Source organism: Nostoc sp. C117 (assembly GCF_043099735.1).
Lineage (GTDB): Bacteria > Cyanobacteriota > Cyanobacteriia > Cyanobacteriales > Nostocaceae > Nostoc.
The window spans coordinates 1,967,927-1,982,619 of record NZ_CP170991.1 but is presented as its reverse complement, the minus strand read 5'-3'; the positions used below and the strand labels follow the sequence as shown (position 1 = coordinate 1,982,619).

Annotated in this window: 15 protein-coding genes and 1 tRNA gene; 8 read left to right on the top strand and 8 right to left on the bottom strand. The window is 41.0% G+C overall.

The window, feature by feature from the left end:
- Positions 1 to 239: 239 nt before the first annotated feature.
- Positions 240 to 566 (bottom strand): hypothetical protein, encoded by a 327-nt coding sequence (locus ACFG4S_RS09265; protein WP_392534519.1) that lies wholly within the window; start codon positions 564 to 566, stop codon positions 240 to 242.
- Between the two features lie 693 nt (positions 567 to 1,259).
- Between ACFG4S_RS09265 and ACFG4S_RS09260 the strand changes: the two genes are divergently transcribed.
- The 3 genes from ACFG4S_RS09260 to ACFG4S_RS09250 all read left to right on the top strand — a co-directional run bounded on the left by ACFG4S_RS09260 (position 1,260) and on the right by ACFG4S_RS09250 (position 3,433).
- On the top strand, positions 1,260 to 2,912 hold the full coding sequence (locus ACFG4S_RS09260) for an ABC transporter substrate-binding protein (RefSeq protein ID WP_392534518.1): 1,653 nt from the start codon (positions 1,260 to 1,262) through the stop codon (positions 2,910 to 2,912).
- A gap of 78 nt (positions 2,913 to 2,990) precedes the next feature.
- A complete protein-coding gene (locus tag ACFG4S_RS09255) occupies positions 2,991 to 3,149 on the top strand; it encodes a hypothetical protein (RefSeq protein WP_392534517.1) in 159 nt (52 codons plus the stop codon).
- Positions 3,150 to 3,208: 59 nt separating this feature from the next.
- On the top strand, positions 3,209 to 3,433 hold the full coding sequence (locus ACFG4S_RS09250; RefSeq protein WP_392534516.1) for a hypothetical protein: 225 nt from the start codon (positions 3,209 to 3,211) through the stop codon (positions 3,431 to 3,433).
- A 29-nt stretch (positions 3,434 to 3,462) separates the two neighbouring features.
- Here ACFG4S_RS09250 and ACFG4S_RS09245 read toward each other — a convergent pair.
- Positions 3,463 to 3,536: transfer RNA gene (locus ACFG4S_RS09245), tRNA-Arg, on the bottom strand.
- 37 nt (positions 3,537 to 3,573) lie between these two features.
- Here ACFG4S_RS09245 and moaC point away from each other — a divergent pair.
- The 4 genes from moaC (at position 3,574) to ACFG4S_RS09225 (ending at position 5,794) form a co-directional block, all read left to right on the top strand.
- Positions 3,574 to 4,077 carry a cyclic pyranopterin monophosphate synthase MoaC gene (moaC, locus tag ACFG4S_RS09240; RefSeq protein ID WP_392534515.1) on the top strand — a complete coding sequence of 168 codons (504 nt, stop codon included), beginning with the start codon at positions 3,574 to 3,576 and terminating at the stop codon, positions 4,075 to 4,077.
- Between the two features lie 363 nt (positions 4,078 to 4,440).
- Positions 4,441 to 4,698: a hypothetical protein gene (locus ACFG4S_RS09235; RefSeq protein WP_392534514.1), complete on the top strand. Its 258-nt coding sequence runs from the start codon at positions 4,441 to 4,443 to the stop codon at positions 4,696 to 4,698.
- Between the two features lie 120 nt (positions 4,699 to 4,818).
- The gene (locus ACFG4S_RS09230) at positions 4,819 to 5,127 is read left to right on the top strand and encodes a DUF3181 family protein (RefSeq protein ID WP_392534513.1); all 309 of its coding nucleotides are present in this window, start codon (positions 4,819 to 4,821) and stop codon (positions 5,125 to 5,127) included.
- A 451-nt stretch (positions 5,128 to 5,578) separates the two neighbouring features.
- Positions 5,579 to 5,794: an acetyltransferase gene (locus tag ACFG4S_RS09225; protein ID WP_392534512.1), complete on the top strand. Its 216-nt coding sequence runs from the start codon at positions 5,579 to 5,581 to the stop codon at positions 5,792 to 5,794.
- Positions 5,795 to 6,046: 252 nt separating this feature from the next.
- Here ACFG4S_RS09225 and ACFG4S_RS09220 read toward each other — a convergent pair whose 3' ends face one another.
- The 3 genes from ACFG4S_RS09220 to ACFG4S_RS09210 all read right to left on the bottom strand — a co-directional run bounded on the left by ACFG4S_RS09220 (position 6,047) and on the right by ACFG4S_RS09210 (position 9,869).
- On the bottom strand, positions 6,047 to 6,610 hold the full coding sequence (locus ACFG4S_RS09220; RefSeq protein WP_392534511.1) for a pentapeptide repeat-containing protein: 564 nt from the start codon (positions 6,608 to 6,610) through the stop codon (positions 6,047 to 6,049).
- A 416-nt stretch (positions 6,611 to 7,026) separates the two neighbouring features.
- Positions 7,027 to 8,787 (bottom strand): protein kinase, encoded by a 1,761-nt coding sequence (locus ACFG4S_RS09215; protein WP_392534510.1) that lies wholly within the window; start codon positions 8,785 to 8,787, stop codon positions 7,027 to 7,029.
- Between the two features lie 119 nt (positions 8,788 to 8,906).
- On the bottom strand, positions 8,907 to 9,869 hold the full coding sequence (locus tag ACFG4S_RS09210; protein ID WP_392534509.1) for an aldo/keto reductase: 963 nt from the start codon (positions 9,867 to 9,869) through the stop codon (positions 8,907 to 8,909).
- 288 nt (positions 9,870 to 10,157) lie between these two features.
- On the opposite strand from ACFG4S_RS09210, the gene ACFG4S_RS09205 reads away from it, so the two are divergent.
- Positions 10,158 to 10,850: a glycoside hydrolase gene (locus ACFG4S_RS09205; RefSeq protein WP_392535944.1), complete on the top strand. Its 693-nt coding sequence runs from the start codon at positions 10,158 to 10,160 to the stop codon at positions 10,848 to 10,850.
- A 153-nt stretch (positions 10,851 to 11,003) separates the two neighbouring features.
- On the opposite strand, the gene ACFG4S_RS09200 is transcribed toward ACFG4S_RS09205, so the two are convergent.
- The 3 genes from ACFG4S_RS09200 to ACFG4S_RS09190 all read right to left on the bottom strand — a co-directional run bounded on the left by ACFG4S_RS09200 (position 11,004) and on the right by ACFG4S_RS09190 (position 14,339).
- The gene (locus tag ACFG4S_RS09200) at positions 11,004 to 11,399 is read right to left on the bottom strand and encodes a hypothetical protein (RefSeq protein ID WP_392534508.1); all 396 of its coding nucleotides are present in this window, start codon (positions 11,397 to 11,399) and stop codon (positions 11,004 to 11,006) included.
- Between the two features lie 109 nt (positions 11,400 to 11,508).
- The gene (locus ACFG4S_RS09195; RefSeq protein WP_392534507.1) at positions 11,509 to 12,378 is read right to left on the bottom strand and encodes a polyphosphate kinase 2 family protein; all 870 of its coding nucleotides are present in this window, start codon (positions 12,376 to 12,378) and stop codon (positions 11,509 to 11,511) included.
- Positions 12,379 to 12,506: 128 nt separating this feature from the next.
- Positions 12,507 to 14,339 (bottom strand): ShlB/FhaC/HecB family hemolysin secretion/activation protein, encoded by a 1,833-nt coding sequence (locus tag ACFG4S_RS09190; RefSeq protein ID WP_392534506.1) that lies wholly within the window; start codon positions 14,337 to 14,339, stop codon positions 12,507 to 12,509.
- Positions 14,340 to 14,693 lie beyond the last annotated feature (354 nt).

Genomic DNA, 14,693 nt, shown 5'->3' with positions numbered 1-14,693 from the left:
GCAAGCGTGTAAATTAATGCGATCGCGTAGCATGTAGAAGTTTTTTCGCTACCAATCATTGTTAGGGATTAAATTTGCTTATCTTTTCTTTACGAGGAGAGTGGGACTGGAGACTGGGGAGATGGGGAGTGTGGGGAGTGTGGGGAGAATGAGGAGGATTTGAGAATGGGCGCTTCATGTCGCTCGCTTTGTGCAACGCAGCACCCCCCACACCTCCCACACCTCCCAATGCCCAATCCCTACTGAACCACCAACTGGATGTTTTGCAGCTGACACTTGGTTTCAGCTGTACCCAGACGTTCGATTACCTGTTCGGCACTCATTAAACGCTTGAGTACTACTTGACCGATAGTCTTACTGGCGGTTACTGGTGTTGTTGGCTTCACTTCCACTGTTAAAACGGCTTCTTCAACTCGATAAAGCCATAGCAATTCGTTTTCTTCCACCAAACAAATATTCATTCGCTGAATATCTGGTTGGCGTCGCCATGCTGTTATTTGCCAGAGTCCATCAGATGCCCAGACTCTGGCTACTGTCCATCCCTCAGATAGAAAGAAATACTTCACGGTTTTAGTCTCGCTATTAGACTTTAAATCTGCTGTTCACGATATCGCGATCGCTTGATTCGCTGATGTATAAACACTAGATTTGTCAGTAAAACCATGCAGCCGTTCTCTAGGAGAAACTGTTGCATGAGTATGTGTATCCAAGCAGCAACAGGCTAAGTTTTAATGTACACTACTTGGGTTACTGTCAAAGCTTAACAAAGCTATTCCCTAGTAACTATGAATTTACGACAAATTTAGTCAATGTTGAAAATCTTAATTAAATAAAAATTTTTACCTAATTAATACTTATTAAAGTCTAGACTTTTATCAATATTTTTTTGTAACAAATAGTGCGTAGGCGTAGTCCGTCGTAGACATCGCACAAAAATAATAATTTTACAGCATAATTCTGGACTCAGAATGGGCTACGCTCAACTGCACTAAAAGAAGTAAAACAGCCTTAATACTTGTCTGAGTAACCCTAGTTTGGGCTATAAACTATCAAATTGAGTCGCTACCACAATTTTTTATTTAGACGGCTAGGGAATCATTATGTAAAATAACTTCTCTCATACTCTGAGTGAAAGTTATGTTTATTTATACGTATATACTTAGCTACAAGCATTAGCAAAATAATTTGTAAAAATTAAGGCATAATACCCAACAACTGTAGTAAGATGGCTGACCGCTGATATCAAAAATATTATTACTATGACCTGGTTTTCCTTGTTCGTGAAACGGTGGGGTCGGATTACACAATTCCTAACTTTGTTCTGTGTATGTTTACTTATAGTTGTTAGTTGCGCTCCTCGCCCACAGCCAACTACGCCAGGAGCGGGTTCTGTAAATAGCCCTACAGGTGATGGTCGCATTACTATAGGTACAACAGCCAAGCCGAGAACCCTTGATCCGGCTGATGCTTATGAGTTAGCATCTTTAGGCTTGGTGTTTAATATGAGCGATCGCCTCTACACCTACGAACCAGGAAGTACAGAAATTAAGCCACAACTGGCAACAGCATTACCGAAAGTCAGTCAAGATGGCTTAACTTATACCATTCCTTTACGTCAGGGAGTAGTTTTTCATGATGGGACTACCTTCAACGCTCAAGCAATGGCCTTTACCATCCAACGCTTTATCGAAAATAAAGGCAAACCTTCCTTTTTACTAAGCGATATAGTAGATTCGGTCAAAACCACAGGTGAGTATGAGTTAACCATCAAGCTGAAAAAGTCTTTTTCAGCATTTCCCTCACTCCTAGCATTTCCTGGGGTCTGTGCAGTTTCGCCAAAAGCTTACGAAGTCGGTGCTGGTAAATTCAAGCCAAATATTTTTGTGGGGACTGGCCCTTACAAATTAGGACAGTATGGTACTGATTCAATCCGATTCGATCCGTTTGATAAGTATTGGGGTGAAAAACCAGTTAACAAAGGTGTTAACCTCCAAATTCAAACTAGTCCGGTTAATTTGTTTAATGCTTTCCGTACAGGTGCAGTAGATGTAGCCTATTTATCTCTGCAACCAGACCAAACTCGTAGCTTAGAAGAAGGTGGTAAAAAAGGGGATTGGCAAGCGATCGCTGCTGAGGGTAGTGTAGTAAGTTATATGGCGTTGAACCGGAATCAGAAGCCTTTAGATAAAGCAGAAGTAAGACAAGCGATCGCCTCAATAGTTGACCGTCCATTAATAAATGAACGAGTGTTACTTGGTCAAGCCGATCTGCTTTACAGCATGATTCCTACGACTTTTAATGTTTCTCTGCCATTGTTTAAAGATAAATATGGCGATGCTAATTTTAATCAAGCCAAGCAATTATTAACTACGGCTGGTTTTTCCAAAGAAAATCCTGCCAAAATCCAAGTTTGGTATCCTTCTAGTTCGCCTACTCGTAGTTTGGCAGCACAGACACTTAAATCTTTGGTCGATGCCAAAATGGATGGAATACTGCAATTTGAAGTTAGTGTTGCGGAAGGTCCTGCTTTCTTTAAAGACATTTCTAAAGGATTATATCCGGCAGCTTTACTTGATTGGTATCCAGATTTTTTAGATCCAGATAATTACGTCCAACCATTTTTGTCTTGTGACAAAGGTTCAGTTGCTAAGGGATGCGAAGATGGGGCAAGTCAAACTCAGGGTTCCTTCTACTATAACGAAGCTATGAATAAATTGATTGACCAGCAACGTAAAGAACTAAATCCCCAAGTGCGTCAGAAAATTTTCACCGAAATTCAAAATCAAGTAATTGTAGATGTACCTTACATTCCCCTATGGCAAAACAAAGACTATGTATTTGCCCGAAATGGTATTAGTAACGTAAAACTTAATCCGACCCAAATTTTGGTTTACCAGACAATTAAAAAGTAGTCATTATTCATTAGTCATTAGTCAAATAACTAATGACTAAAAATGCATTGTTCATCAAATAAACTCAGGTAAACTTCAATGGTGGGTTGTTTTTACAGTTGCAGCAATTTCTCGCTTTACTATCAAAAATCTTTGCTGTTACGCCTCAGTCGCGGTTTATTCATCATCTTTGGCATAATTTATTATGCTTTAGCGGTGATACTGCTGTGGCATCCTCACAGTGCGATCGCTTTCTGATTGGCAGCGATTTTTGAAGGTGCTAGTGGTGTACAGTTATATCGGTGATTATCACCTTGATGGCAGACGATTCACTACCACAACAAAAGGAGCGAATTTTTGGTATTCGCGTAACTGGATTTTATCTGAGAATTGTGAGTGACCGCAATACCTTTGGCGATGGTGCTGCGATCGCTTCTCTGGCATTAACGATTTTCTTCACCCAGTCCAGTAAAAAGCTACCTAAAGCCGTTTGCTTTGCACTAGGTTCGGGCTCCAGATATCTACGCCTGAAAAAATTTTAGAGACGCGAGGTCTCGCGTCTCTATAAAAACGGGCGAGGAGGGATTCGAACCCCCGACACCGTGGTCCGTAGCCACGTGCTCTAGTCCACTGAGCTACACGCCCTCACCGACAATCTATATTAACACCTTCTTACTAAATAATGCAAGATAATTTTTCATCTAATTTTCCCAGCTTAACTCATCTAGATTCCCAAGGACAGGCACAAATGGTAGATGTGTCTGAGAAAGCGCCTACCGTCCGCCAAGCAATAGCCGCTGCTAAGGTGCGGATGCTACCAGCAACCTTTGCAGCAATTCAAGCTGGAAATGTCCCAAAAGGGGATGTGTTGGCAACTGCAAGGTTGGCTGGAATTATGGCAGCCAAGCAAACAGCTGCTTTAATTCCCCTGTGTCATCCGTTGCCTTTGCAAAAAATTGCTATTGAGGTCATACCCGATGCCGAACTACCAGGCTATGAAATTCAAGCCACAGTCAAAACCAAAGCTGAAACTGGTGTAGAGATGGAAGCTTTAACCGCCGTTTCTGTCGCGGCCTTAACTCTATACGATATGGCAAAAGCCTTAGAAAAGTCGATTCAAATTGAATCGATTCGTTTAATTAGTAAAAGTGGCGGGAAATCAGGAGATTATTCTTCACTAGGTTGATGGATTGGGGAAAAACTTACTGCAAGTTGCTTTATTCCTCTGCCTACTGATCTACGGTGTACACACAAGTCGGAAATAGTAGTCTGTTAAGGAATACTTGGCAAGTAGATTATCTGTCTTGACGGCGATTTATCTTGTCTCTTTAACGTCGCAGTTTTTTAGACGCGATAAATCGCTTCTCTACATGAGGGCTTTCTGGCTGTTCCCAAGCGTATTGGAGTAAAACTGGTAACTTGTGTGTACACCGTTGGCCTACTGATGGGAGGTTGTCATGACTTTTAATGGTTATAGAAGTCCGATCGCAATGGCTGTCCCAAAAACCTTAGAATAGGTAGGGTGTATCTAAATCTGTAACAAATATTTATGCCTCCTCGTTGGCCTCGCAAACCCGATCGCAAAGACCCAGATTATCGCAAAATCGACGATCGGATGAATTTTGCTGTGCATGTGGCGATCGCTGCTACTATCAATTCTGGCTTGTGGTTTTTCCATATCTTGAAAGGCACTACCTGGGAGTGGCTACCCTGGTTAACTACAAGTTGGACAGCAATAGTATTGGTGCATTTGATTTATATTAGTGCGATCGCCAACTACACCGAAACTCCACCCAAATCCACCTGAAGATGGACTGCTGATGCTAGGGCAGTTGTAACCTGCGGCAGTAGTCTGAACCCAGTTAATTGAGCAATAATGTAGAAAAGCCGGAAATTTCACACTCTTTGTTAATTTAGGGTTATTTTTATGGCTAAGACTAACACCTCAGAACTATTAGAAGCCCTAGCAGCAGAAATTGGCGAAAATGTCTATATAGACGTTGCCAAATGGCATCTTTATTTATCTAATGCCAAACTGCATACGGTTGTTGCTCAGCAACTCTATCCCTTAATCACTTCCAACTCTGTCAATGAAGACCGAGTTATAGAAGTATTGAAATCAATTCAAATAAAAATTGGCGGCGGTAAACGCGAACTTCCTTTAATTGATTTTCTGCCAATGCAATGCCAAGTGAATTTAGTCGATATTTTGGAAAAATATCAACGCGAAATCTAATCACTAAAACCAAGACTATTTTAGTTAAATAATTTTCTCGGTCGCCATCACCCGGTCTAATCTGGGGTCAACAATTGAGTATTGATTTGAAAACATTAAAGCTTTTGCACTGTATCAATCTTATAAAAATAAAAACCACTGATACACCCAGATGAATCTAGTCCCGCCGTGAATTCAAAATGACGCTCATCTACGAGACACTGCGCGTAGCTTGCTTCCCTGTAATGGTACGTGGACTCGCTAATGCTGCGCTAAGAAAATTCCAAATGAATGCAGCGTAAGGGTTTCGTTGATTTAGAATGGGTGGTTTATTTACGCCGTGCTGTACTAGTGTAGTTTTACTGTGGATATCAGATAAAAATTTCCTTTAACGATTAAGGAATCTCCGTATTCTCAAATAGTTGAGATTTGAGCAAGTTGATTTTCGTGCAAACTTATTGAGGCTGGTTATATGCTACTACAACTCAAACATAGCGGCGAATTGGTAAAAATTCTTGAGATTCAAGAATTACTTGACCCTAATAGTGATATTGTTCATGCAAAAGAGCAAGAAGGTGAAGAAGAACAACAACCTGATTCTTTTAAAAAAGAAAATCTCGTTTTCCCTTCGGGTGAAGATTTACCACGCTGTTGGTTAGATGCCGATTACCGAACTGCTAATGCTTAATTAATTTCAAATCTAATCGACTTGAATTAAGGCATGATCCTTCCTAACCCTCCTTATAAAAGGAGGGTTGAGATCAAGTAAACGTACTGTAAGCAGAGAAGCTTTGCAACCCTTATTGCTGGACTTCGTGTTGCTTCTCTAGGAAATACTTTCCTTTGGAATGTTGCGTGTAGCTTGCTTATCCGTGGGAATACGCCAACTTAAAATAGAGAAGCAGTACTCTGTAATCCCCATTCTTAAATTCAAAGCTAGTTATTTTGTATAGCAGGTTGTACCTGGAGTATTTTCGGGTTTGAACTCGTTACATTCTCTGATATTTTGACGCTCTAATGACCAACCATAGGGTTTGTCAGAGGTAACTACACCATTAGTTAAAATTGTTAATCGGTAGTTTGCCGCCCGAAAATTGGTAAAGTCCAATTTGGCATCTTTCAAGTTTGCTGCTTCTAAATTGGCACTCATAAAACCAGCATAAGACAGATCGGCATTTTCTAGGGATGCCGATTTCAAGTTTGCACCTGTTAAGGAAGCACCAGTAAGATTCGCGGAATTTAGAATTGCACCTTCTAAATTTGCACCAGTTAGATCGACATTTGTGAGATTAGCTTGAGATAATGTCGCACCCATTAAGTTAGCCCCTCGTAAATTTGCTCCTGTTAGATTCTGTTTAGTTAGGTCAGCACCACTCAAATCGCACCTGGGACAGTCGTTGGTTGCCTTCAACTGATCCAAGTCTTGCTGATTTAAGGCAAGGGCTTGCCCTGCGAAGCCGAAACAACCTAACAGAGCTAGGGTAGGGAGGATCTTAAATTTCATATTTTCTACAGATATTTAGAAGGATGACAAGCAATTTACAGTGGGTACTGTCATCCTTACATATAAAAGTTTCCAAGTGAATGACGCGAATGAAGCATTGATTAAGAAGCAATGAATATACTATAAATTCTAGCGGTAGGACTACTCAAACTCAAATCTACGCTATACAATCAAGTCGTAAGGAACTATACCGAACCATTTATAGACTACCACATATGTGATCCCCCTAGCTCGATGAAAAATACGACTAGGGGGATCTTGTTTTTGGGCATTGGGGATTGGGCGTTAGGAGTGCTGTACATGGATAGCGGGGCGTTTAGCCCGTGCTGAGTGAGTAGTGAGTAGTGAGGAGTGAGGAGTTTTGTTTATCTCCTTGTCCCCCTAGTCCCCCTTGTCCCCCCTGCTCCCTAGCTTCTTCATCGCCACCCCAAAAGACGCAACCCAGGCACAATTAGGTAAAAACTCACTCCTAACCAGAAACTGAGAAAGAAGCCTACAGAACCAAAAAAGATCAGAGGGCTGTATAATTCTGACCAACCTGGTTGACTCGAAAATTGCAAGATCCGAGGTGCTAAATTCAAAAGAATCAAAGATGCATAGCCGATCGCACTACCAAAGGCAGCGAATACAGCATAGACTATGTGATGGCTACGAATTCCTAAACTCAAGGTGAGTAACGAAACTCCCACTAGAATTACTGCTACTAAACCCTCGCCGCTGTCTTTTGGGGTGATTAATTGCAAAATCAACCAGCCGAAGCCGTAGCTAATTATACCCATGACCGACGCTACTAAAAACCGCCGTCGTTGACCAAAACACCCGGATACTGTCAGTCCCCATGCGGTTCCCCAACCCGCAGCGACAAAGACCAAAATATCTGCCCCAAACGTGGGTTGAGTATTTGGAACTAATTGATTTAGCTGAGTCCCAAGAAATTCTACAAGCTGACGGCCTAAGCTTGTGTGATAGGCCAAAATAAAACCAGCGATCGCACCAAAACAACCACCGATACAAGTTAACATCATGGCCCAAATTGTCGCCAAACAAGCTTGGAAAATTTTCAGGATTGTCTGAGCGATGAAAATAATGGTTTTACCTACAGCTTGGCTAAACTTAACTAAAGCTTGTTTAATATCTTGTCTTAGCTGGATAAATTTCTGGGAGATTTGGGTTGAGGCTTGCTTAACCTTGTCTTGCAGTTGGGAAAACAACCCTGGCGACGGTAATGGTTGGGAAATCTTCGCCAAACGTTTTTGAATCATTGCTGCATTTAGCGGACGCGATCGCACATCCTCCTGCACCATCTCATCGAGTAAATCTGCTAATTGTGGTTTGACTTTCACCTCAGTTCGCCAATCCAATTTCCCAGTTTGCCGATCTTCCAAATCTAGGGGATACTTGCCTGTTAGTAGTTCAATTATCGTGCGACCGAGGGCATAAAAATCAGCACTTGGCCCAACAATTCCTCCAGTCACTTGTTCTGGTGGACTGTAGCCAGAAGAAAATAATCGGGTGGAACTAGACTTAGAACGCAGTTTTGAGGGACTAACTTGTTTTGCTCCGCCAAAATCAATTAATACCAGGCGATCGCTTCTTGTTTCTCCGGGAATCGCGGGTACAGTTGGCGAAGAAGTACCCAGCATCAAATTAGAAGGTTTGATATCCCGGTGAATAATCTGACGTTTATGTAATTCCTCTAAAATCTCTACAGCTTGGGCGAACCAGCTTAAAACCAAATCCTCAGGACATCCTTGGGGATACTTTTTTAATATCTCCTCTAAAGTCCGCCCATTGATTTTTTCCATCACCAAACAAGGTAGTTGGTGCGGTTTGGGATTGAATAAATTTACCTGAAAATAGCCATCAGCATCCACTCTGGGCACACCTGGATGCTGTAACCTTGATAAAACTGCCGCTTCTTGGGTAAATAATTCCAGTGCTTTTGGTGAATCTTCTACTAAAACTTTCAGCACTTTTTCGGTTTGAGTTTTTTCATCCCAAACCGTGTAAATTTGAGCAAATCCTCCCGATCCTAATGGCTGAACTGGAACATAGCGGTCTAACAGCTGTAGCGGTGCGCCACAGCTGTTACAAAATTTGTTTCCCCAAGGCTGAGGATAAGGACGTTGACAATCAGGATTTACGCAGTGAACCGCCCTCTGAGTGATGTGAGACACAACCGCTACAATACAAAGGCTGACTTGATTTTAGCGTTTCTTTAGGTTTCCTGATTTTAAAATCGGGTATTGGGCATTGGGCATTCTAATATAAAATCCAAAATGGTATTAATAATAGATTATGTTGACATCAATTGTTGGAGGCGCTGTGGCTCATCTCCCAGCCAATCGGGATTTTGGGCAGTGCCATCAAAAATTGATGATGTTTTGAATGGCTCAAACTCGCCGCGTGATGCTGCTGCTGCCGTTTTTTCTAAAAGCGATCGCACTTGCTGTTCGTTCATTGGCTGGAATGTCCGCACTGCTTCAAAAGCTTGCTCCAAAATCTCCATGCTGTCAATTCCGGTAATCACAACCGATGTCGGCAGATTTAGGGCGTAGTGCAAACACTCAATTGGCTTGACAGTATTTGAGCGTAAAAGTATCCCGTTGGCTAGGCTTTTCATCCCCAGAACGCCGATGTTTTGTTTTACAAGTTCTGGCACAACCAGCTTGGCAAAGCTTCGGTAATGTGCATCCATGACATTTAACGGCATCTGCACTGTATCAAATTTAAAGTTGTGAGTGGCTGCAACTTCCAACATATGCAGATGCACATGGGGGTCTTTGTGTCCAGTGAAGCCAATATATCGCAGCTTACCGGCTTCTTGCGCTTCAATCAAGGCAGCATTTGCTCCTTCTGGGTCAAAAACACGATGCGGATCTTCATAGCGAATAATTTCGTGGTGCTGAACGAGATCGATGTAATCTACTTGCAGACGTTGAAGTGATTCGTCTAGCTGTTTTGCTGCTGCTTTTTTGGAGCGACCATCAATTTTCGTCATCAGGAACACTTTATCTCGGTAGCCGTCGCGCAGTGCTTTTCCCATACGAATTTCGCTGACTCCACCGTTGTAATCCCAACTATTATCCATAAAAGTAATGCCGCGATCGATCGCTGTGCGAACAATTCGGATAGCCAGTTGCTCATCAACGTGCTTTAAACTGAGGTGCCAACCACCCAGTCCGATGGCGGAAACTTTCTCTCCTGTACTACCGAGAACTCGATATAGCATTTGTGAATTTGGCGTAGTTTCTGACATCTGTTTTCCTTGTATACCAGCGACTAATCAAGTACATACAACTGCGTGTTCATTTAAACACAAGGAAAATTTCACTATATCTTTCTCAAGATACACTTTTCCAGGCGATCGGGCAGGATTTCCATTGTTTAGGAGTTAAAAAGATGTGCGAACCGGGAATGATAATAACTGACAATCAACTATGAACTTTGTCACAATGAATTCGTCGATAGTTTTTGTTACTTAAGAAAGCGAATTTCAAGGAGTCAGACTCTGAAAGGTTTTGAATTCAAAGGCGTTGAAAAACTTATTGGGCCAATAGCAGCGCTTCTCGGCTTTGTATGTTTGTTGCAGTGGTATATTTATGGGGAATTGCGATCGCCTTCCGATCCCATCTTTGAAGTTAAACAACCACCTTTGGTAATGAAGGAGGGTGACCCTTATATCCGTGCTTTAATGCGAACCATCTCCGCAAGTGAGGCAAATAGTAACCGTCCCTATTCTCTATTGTATGGTGGACAGCAAGTCAGCGACCTGAGCCGACATCCTGAAATCTGCGTCACAATTGTCATCGGTCCCAACACAGGTAATTGTTCTACTGCTGCTGGTAGATATCAAATTATCAACACTACCTGGTATCATCTAGCCCCCCGCTATCACCCAAAAGCAATGAAGTTAATGTTCTGGACTAATTATAGTTTTGAAGCAGAGTATCAAGATATAGTAGTTTATCGATGGTTGAATGATTCCAAAGTTTGGGGAATTGACATTTCTCAACAACTACGTAATGGAAAATTAAATGATGTTTTCCGGCGACTTTCTCCCACTTGGACAAGTTTGGGATATGGTATAGAAACTAACTCTGTGAGTAACTCTTTGCCGAAGATTTATCAAAAAATGTTGCAAGAGGAATTAAACGCAGCTAAGCAACCACCAGTCTATAATTTAACTCCATCTCTAACTCCTTCCACTAAACAACGAGAAAAGCAGCCAAAAAAGTAACAGTCAGCACAACATAATTTAAAAGCGATTTTGACCATAGAAATGTCACTTTTAACATTCTCATGAAGGTTAGTTTTATAAGTATTCTCTATATAATAAATTTCATGTCGATACAAGCGATCGCTATTTTAGAAAAAGCGCCAACCCTTATTATTAGTATCTGCTACTAGGAAAAAATAGAATATCTATTAATTCACCTACGACTAAACCCAAGATTGCTAAGACTGTTAATATCCAAAATGAATCTATTTTGTTGAAGCCAGCAAAACGCATTTCTAAATCAGCTAAAAGCGTAGTTGCTAATGGAATAATAAATAGACTAAATAATAATGACCAAGTTGCGACTAAAGCAATTGACATACTTAAAAACAAGATGACAATTAATGTTTTAGAACCAAATTCAACTAAACTTTCTAACCAAGAAATACTCTTACGAGCTACAGCTATAACTATAGAAGCAACAAAAGCTCCCACCAACCAAATAATATGATTAGCAGCAAGATACCATCCCAAGAAATCATAAGCCAGCGAGAGTAATACTAAAGACATCACAGGAATCCTGTAAAAAAATTCCATATTCTTGCTGCTAAGGCTGGTAATAATACAAAGTTAATATTTTAGTTGTAGTCAAAAATATTAACCACCATAAGCTAATCAGTTAATCTTCCTGCTCTAAAATTTCTTTGGCCTGTAAAAGTTGCTGTCTATGTTCCTCACTAACTGCTGGGTATTTGAGATTAAGTTCTTCTAATTTTTTGCAGATGATATTGGCAACTACCAGTCGTGTAACCCATTTGCGATCGGCAGGAATAATATACCACGGTGCTGATTTTGTACTGGTGTAGTTAAAAACTTCTTCATAAGCATCCATGTAATCGTCCCAAAAAGCTCTCTCTTGGACATCACTAGCTGAAAACTTCCAATTTTTTTCAGGGGATTCAATCCTTTGTAAAAAGCGTTTTTTCTGCTCTGATTTTGAGATATTAAGAAAAAACTTCATAACGATAATACCATTATCTACCAAGTATTTTTCAAAGTTATTAATTTCTTGAAAGCGCTGCTTCCATATCTTATTTTCTTCTGGAAATTTGGGAAGCTGTTGCTTTTTAAGCATTTCTTGATGCACGCGAACCACTAAGACTTCTTCATAGTATGAACGGTTAAATATACCAATTCGCCCTCTTTCTGGTAAAGCCTTCGTTGTTCGCCATAGGTAGTCATGGTCTAACTCTTCTGCACTTGGCTCTTTGAAACTAAACACCTGAAATCCTTGTGGGTTCACACCAGACATCACATGTTTAATTGTGCTATCTTTCCCAGCAGCATCCATTGCCTGAAAAATAATTAACAAGGCATAAGTGTTTTGAGCATAAAGAATATTTTGGTAATTTGCTAGTCGTTCAATATCTGCTTGTAATTTAATTACAGCATCAGTTTTTTTATGAAAATCGATTTTATAAGCTGGGTTATAGTTTTTTTTGAGAGAAATCTTTGAACCTGGTGGAACAATAAAAGCATCACAATCCATATATAAAATCTCCTAATTTTTGTAAGAATTCATATCAATTTCTGAAGACTTATCATTAGCGATCGAGGTAGGGTTTTAAGAATAAGTTGTACATTGCCTAAATTACGAATTAGAAATTAATTATCTATCTAGGGTTGATAGCGAAGGCTAAAATAAAAGCCATCATCCTGGGCGTTATTACCCCGATCACTCAGATCGATAAATGGAAATCCATAATCGAGTCGTAATTTCAAATTATCGATGCCAAAGGCTTGATTCCACAAGAATCCTAAGCCTGAACCGATGAGAAAAGTTTGATTGGGTAGCAAATTGGGATTATTAGACTTATTCCAGACAGATCCCATATCAACAAAGGGCGCGATTTCAATGGTCGATAATCCCGATTCATTCCGCTGGACAGTGATTCTATCTTCGATCGCTACCCGAAATCCATTATCCCCAGAGCGGATATTTTGACGATATCCCCGCACAGATTGTCCGCCGCCAATCACAAATTGCTGAGAAGGTAATAGACTATCTGGTGTTAGCTGTAAGTCTGCTTGGATGAGTAATAGTTGATCGTTGCTGAGTCGCTGCACGCGTTGTACTTGACCGAGCCAACTAAAAAAGCGACCATCAGGTATGGGGTCATTGTTGATGGTGGCATTGAAAATGTCAAGGCCAAAACTAAATTGCGATCGCAAAAACCAAGCACCTTGGGGTTCCCGTTTGATATAATCTTGAGCAAACTTAATTACACTGGTGCGACTAACCCCATTGGCATCAGCTCCAATTCCAAAGGGAGTTGCAAGGTTATTCAACAGAAAAGTTTGACCATTTTCATAGGTAAATCCTAAAGATAGGGCAAATTCTTCTCTTGGCGATTGGATTAATGGTTGGCGATAATTAATTTCATAAAGATCCTGGTTTGCCCGAATGCCAAAGGCATCAAATGGTGCTTCAGTAATTTTATTACGGTTAAATGCAGCTCTAATCTGCACTTTGCCATTCATTGCGTTCACTGGTACTTGATAGCTCAAATCAAAGGCATCGGAACCACCGGAGAATGTGTGGTAATAAGAGCCGGCTAACTCATCTCCCATACCGCTTAAATTGCGATCGCGCAGGTCAACGCCCAATCTTTCTGCACCTATACTGGGAGGCGAATAATTATCTACACCCAAGCTACCAGTTAAAGGATTTGCCTCTTCAACTCTCACAGCGAGAACACTTTGACCGACTTTTCCCGTAGGACGCAGACGTGCTTCGATATTTTTCAATAGAGGATCGAGTCGCAATAACTTCAGTTGGTCTTCCAACTTACCCATATTCAGAGGGATACCAGCACCTAATTCAATCCGACTACGAATATAAGAAGGATTTAATCGCCGCGTTCCTTCGATATCTATATCTGACAAACGCCCTTCAATCACACGAATTACCACAATACCATCTGTGGTTCCAGGTTGCTGAGTCTCTGGAATTGCTCTGGAATTTAAATAACCTTTATTTAGGTAAAGCTGGGTAACGGCATCTGCTGCTTGTCTAATTTCTTCTAAGGTCAAATCTCGTTCTTCAAACGGTTTGACAACTGGATTAAAGTCATTTTCACTAAAAACTGTGCTATCTACAACCTGGATTTTCCGAACCCGAATGCGTTGTGGTAGAGGTGATTCGGAGGATTCTGGTTGATTAGGCTCAGTTGTTGGGGAAGATTCTGTTTCCTGTACTATTTGTGACTGTGGGTGATTGCTATTTTCAATCGGGTTTGGTGTAGAAATATCAGCGGTAGCTGTGAGTCCATTGCTAGTTACAATCCAGACCGCAGGTAAAATTAGCAAGCCGCACTTGAAACTGAAACTGTGCTTACTCCATTGAGTAGTTGCTAGACTTTGCCAAGTGTCTAACCGATCGCAGAGATAGACAATTCTTTGCTGAGTCATTGCTTTAGACTGAACACGAGTTTCTGTTCCTTTTCTCATTTGTTTTCGTTAAAGTGCCTGATTTTACAACATGACTGATTTCAAATCGACTGTGAACTGGGAGACAAGCGGACAAGGGGGACAAGGGGGACAAGGGGGACAAGGGGACAAGGGGACAAGGGGGACAAGGGGGACAAGGAGACAAACAAAACTCCTAAATCAGCACGTGCTAAACGCCCCGCTATCCATGTACAGCACTCCTAATGCCTATTTATGGGTGCATGAGTATTGAATATCATATTTTTGACATGGAAATTTAAGACAATTTGTAACTAAAAAATAATAAACAGCAATCATTACCTAAGTGAAAGCCCTGAACATTATATTCTGGTAAATAGGTAGAAAACTTGGGAT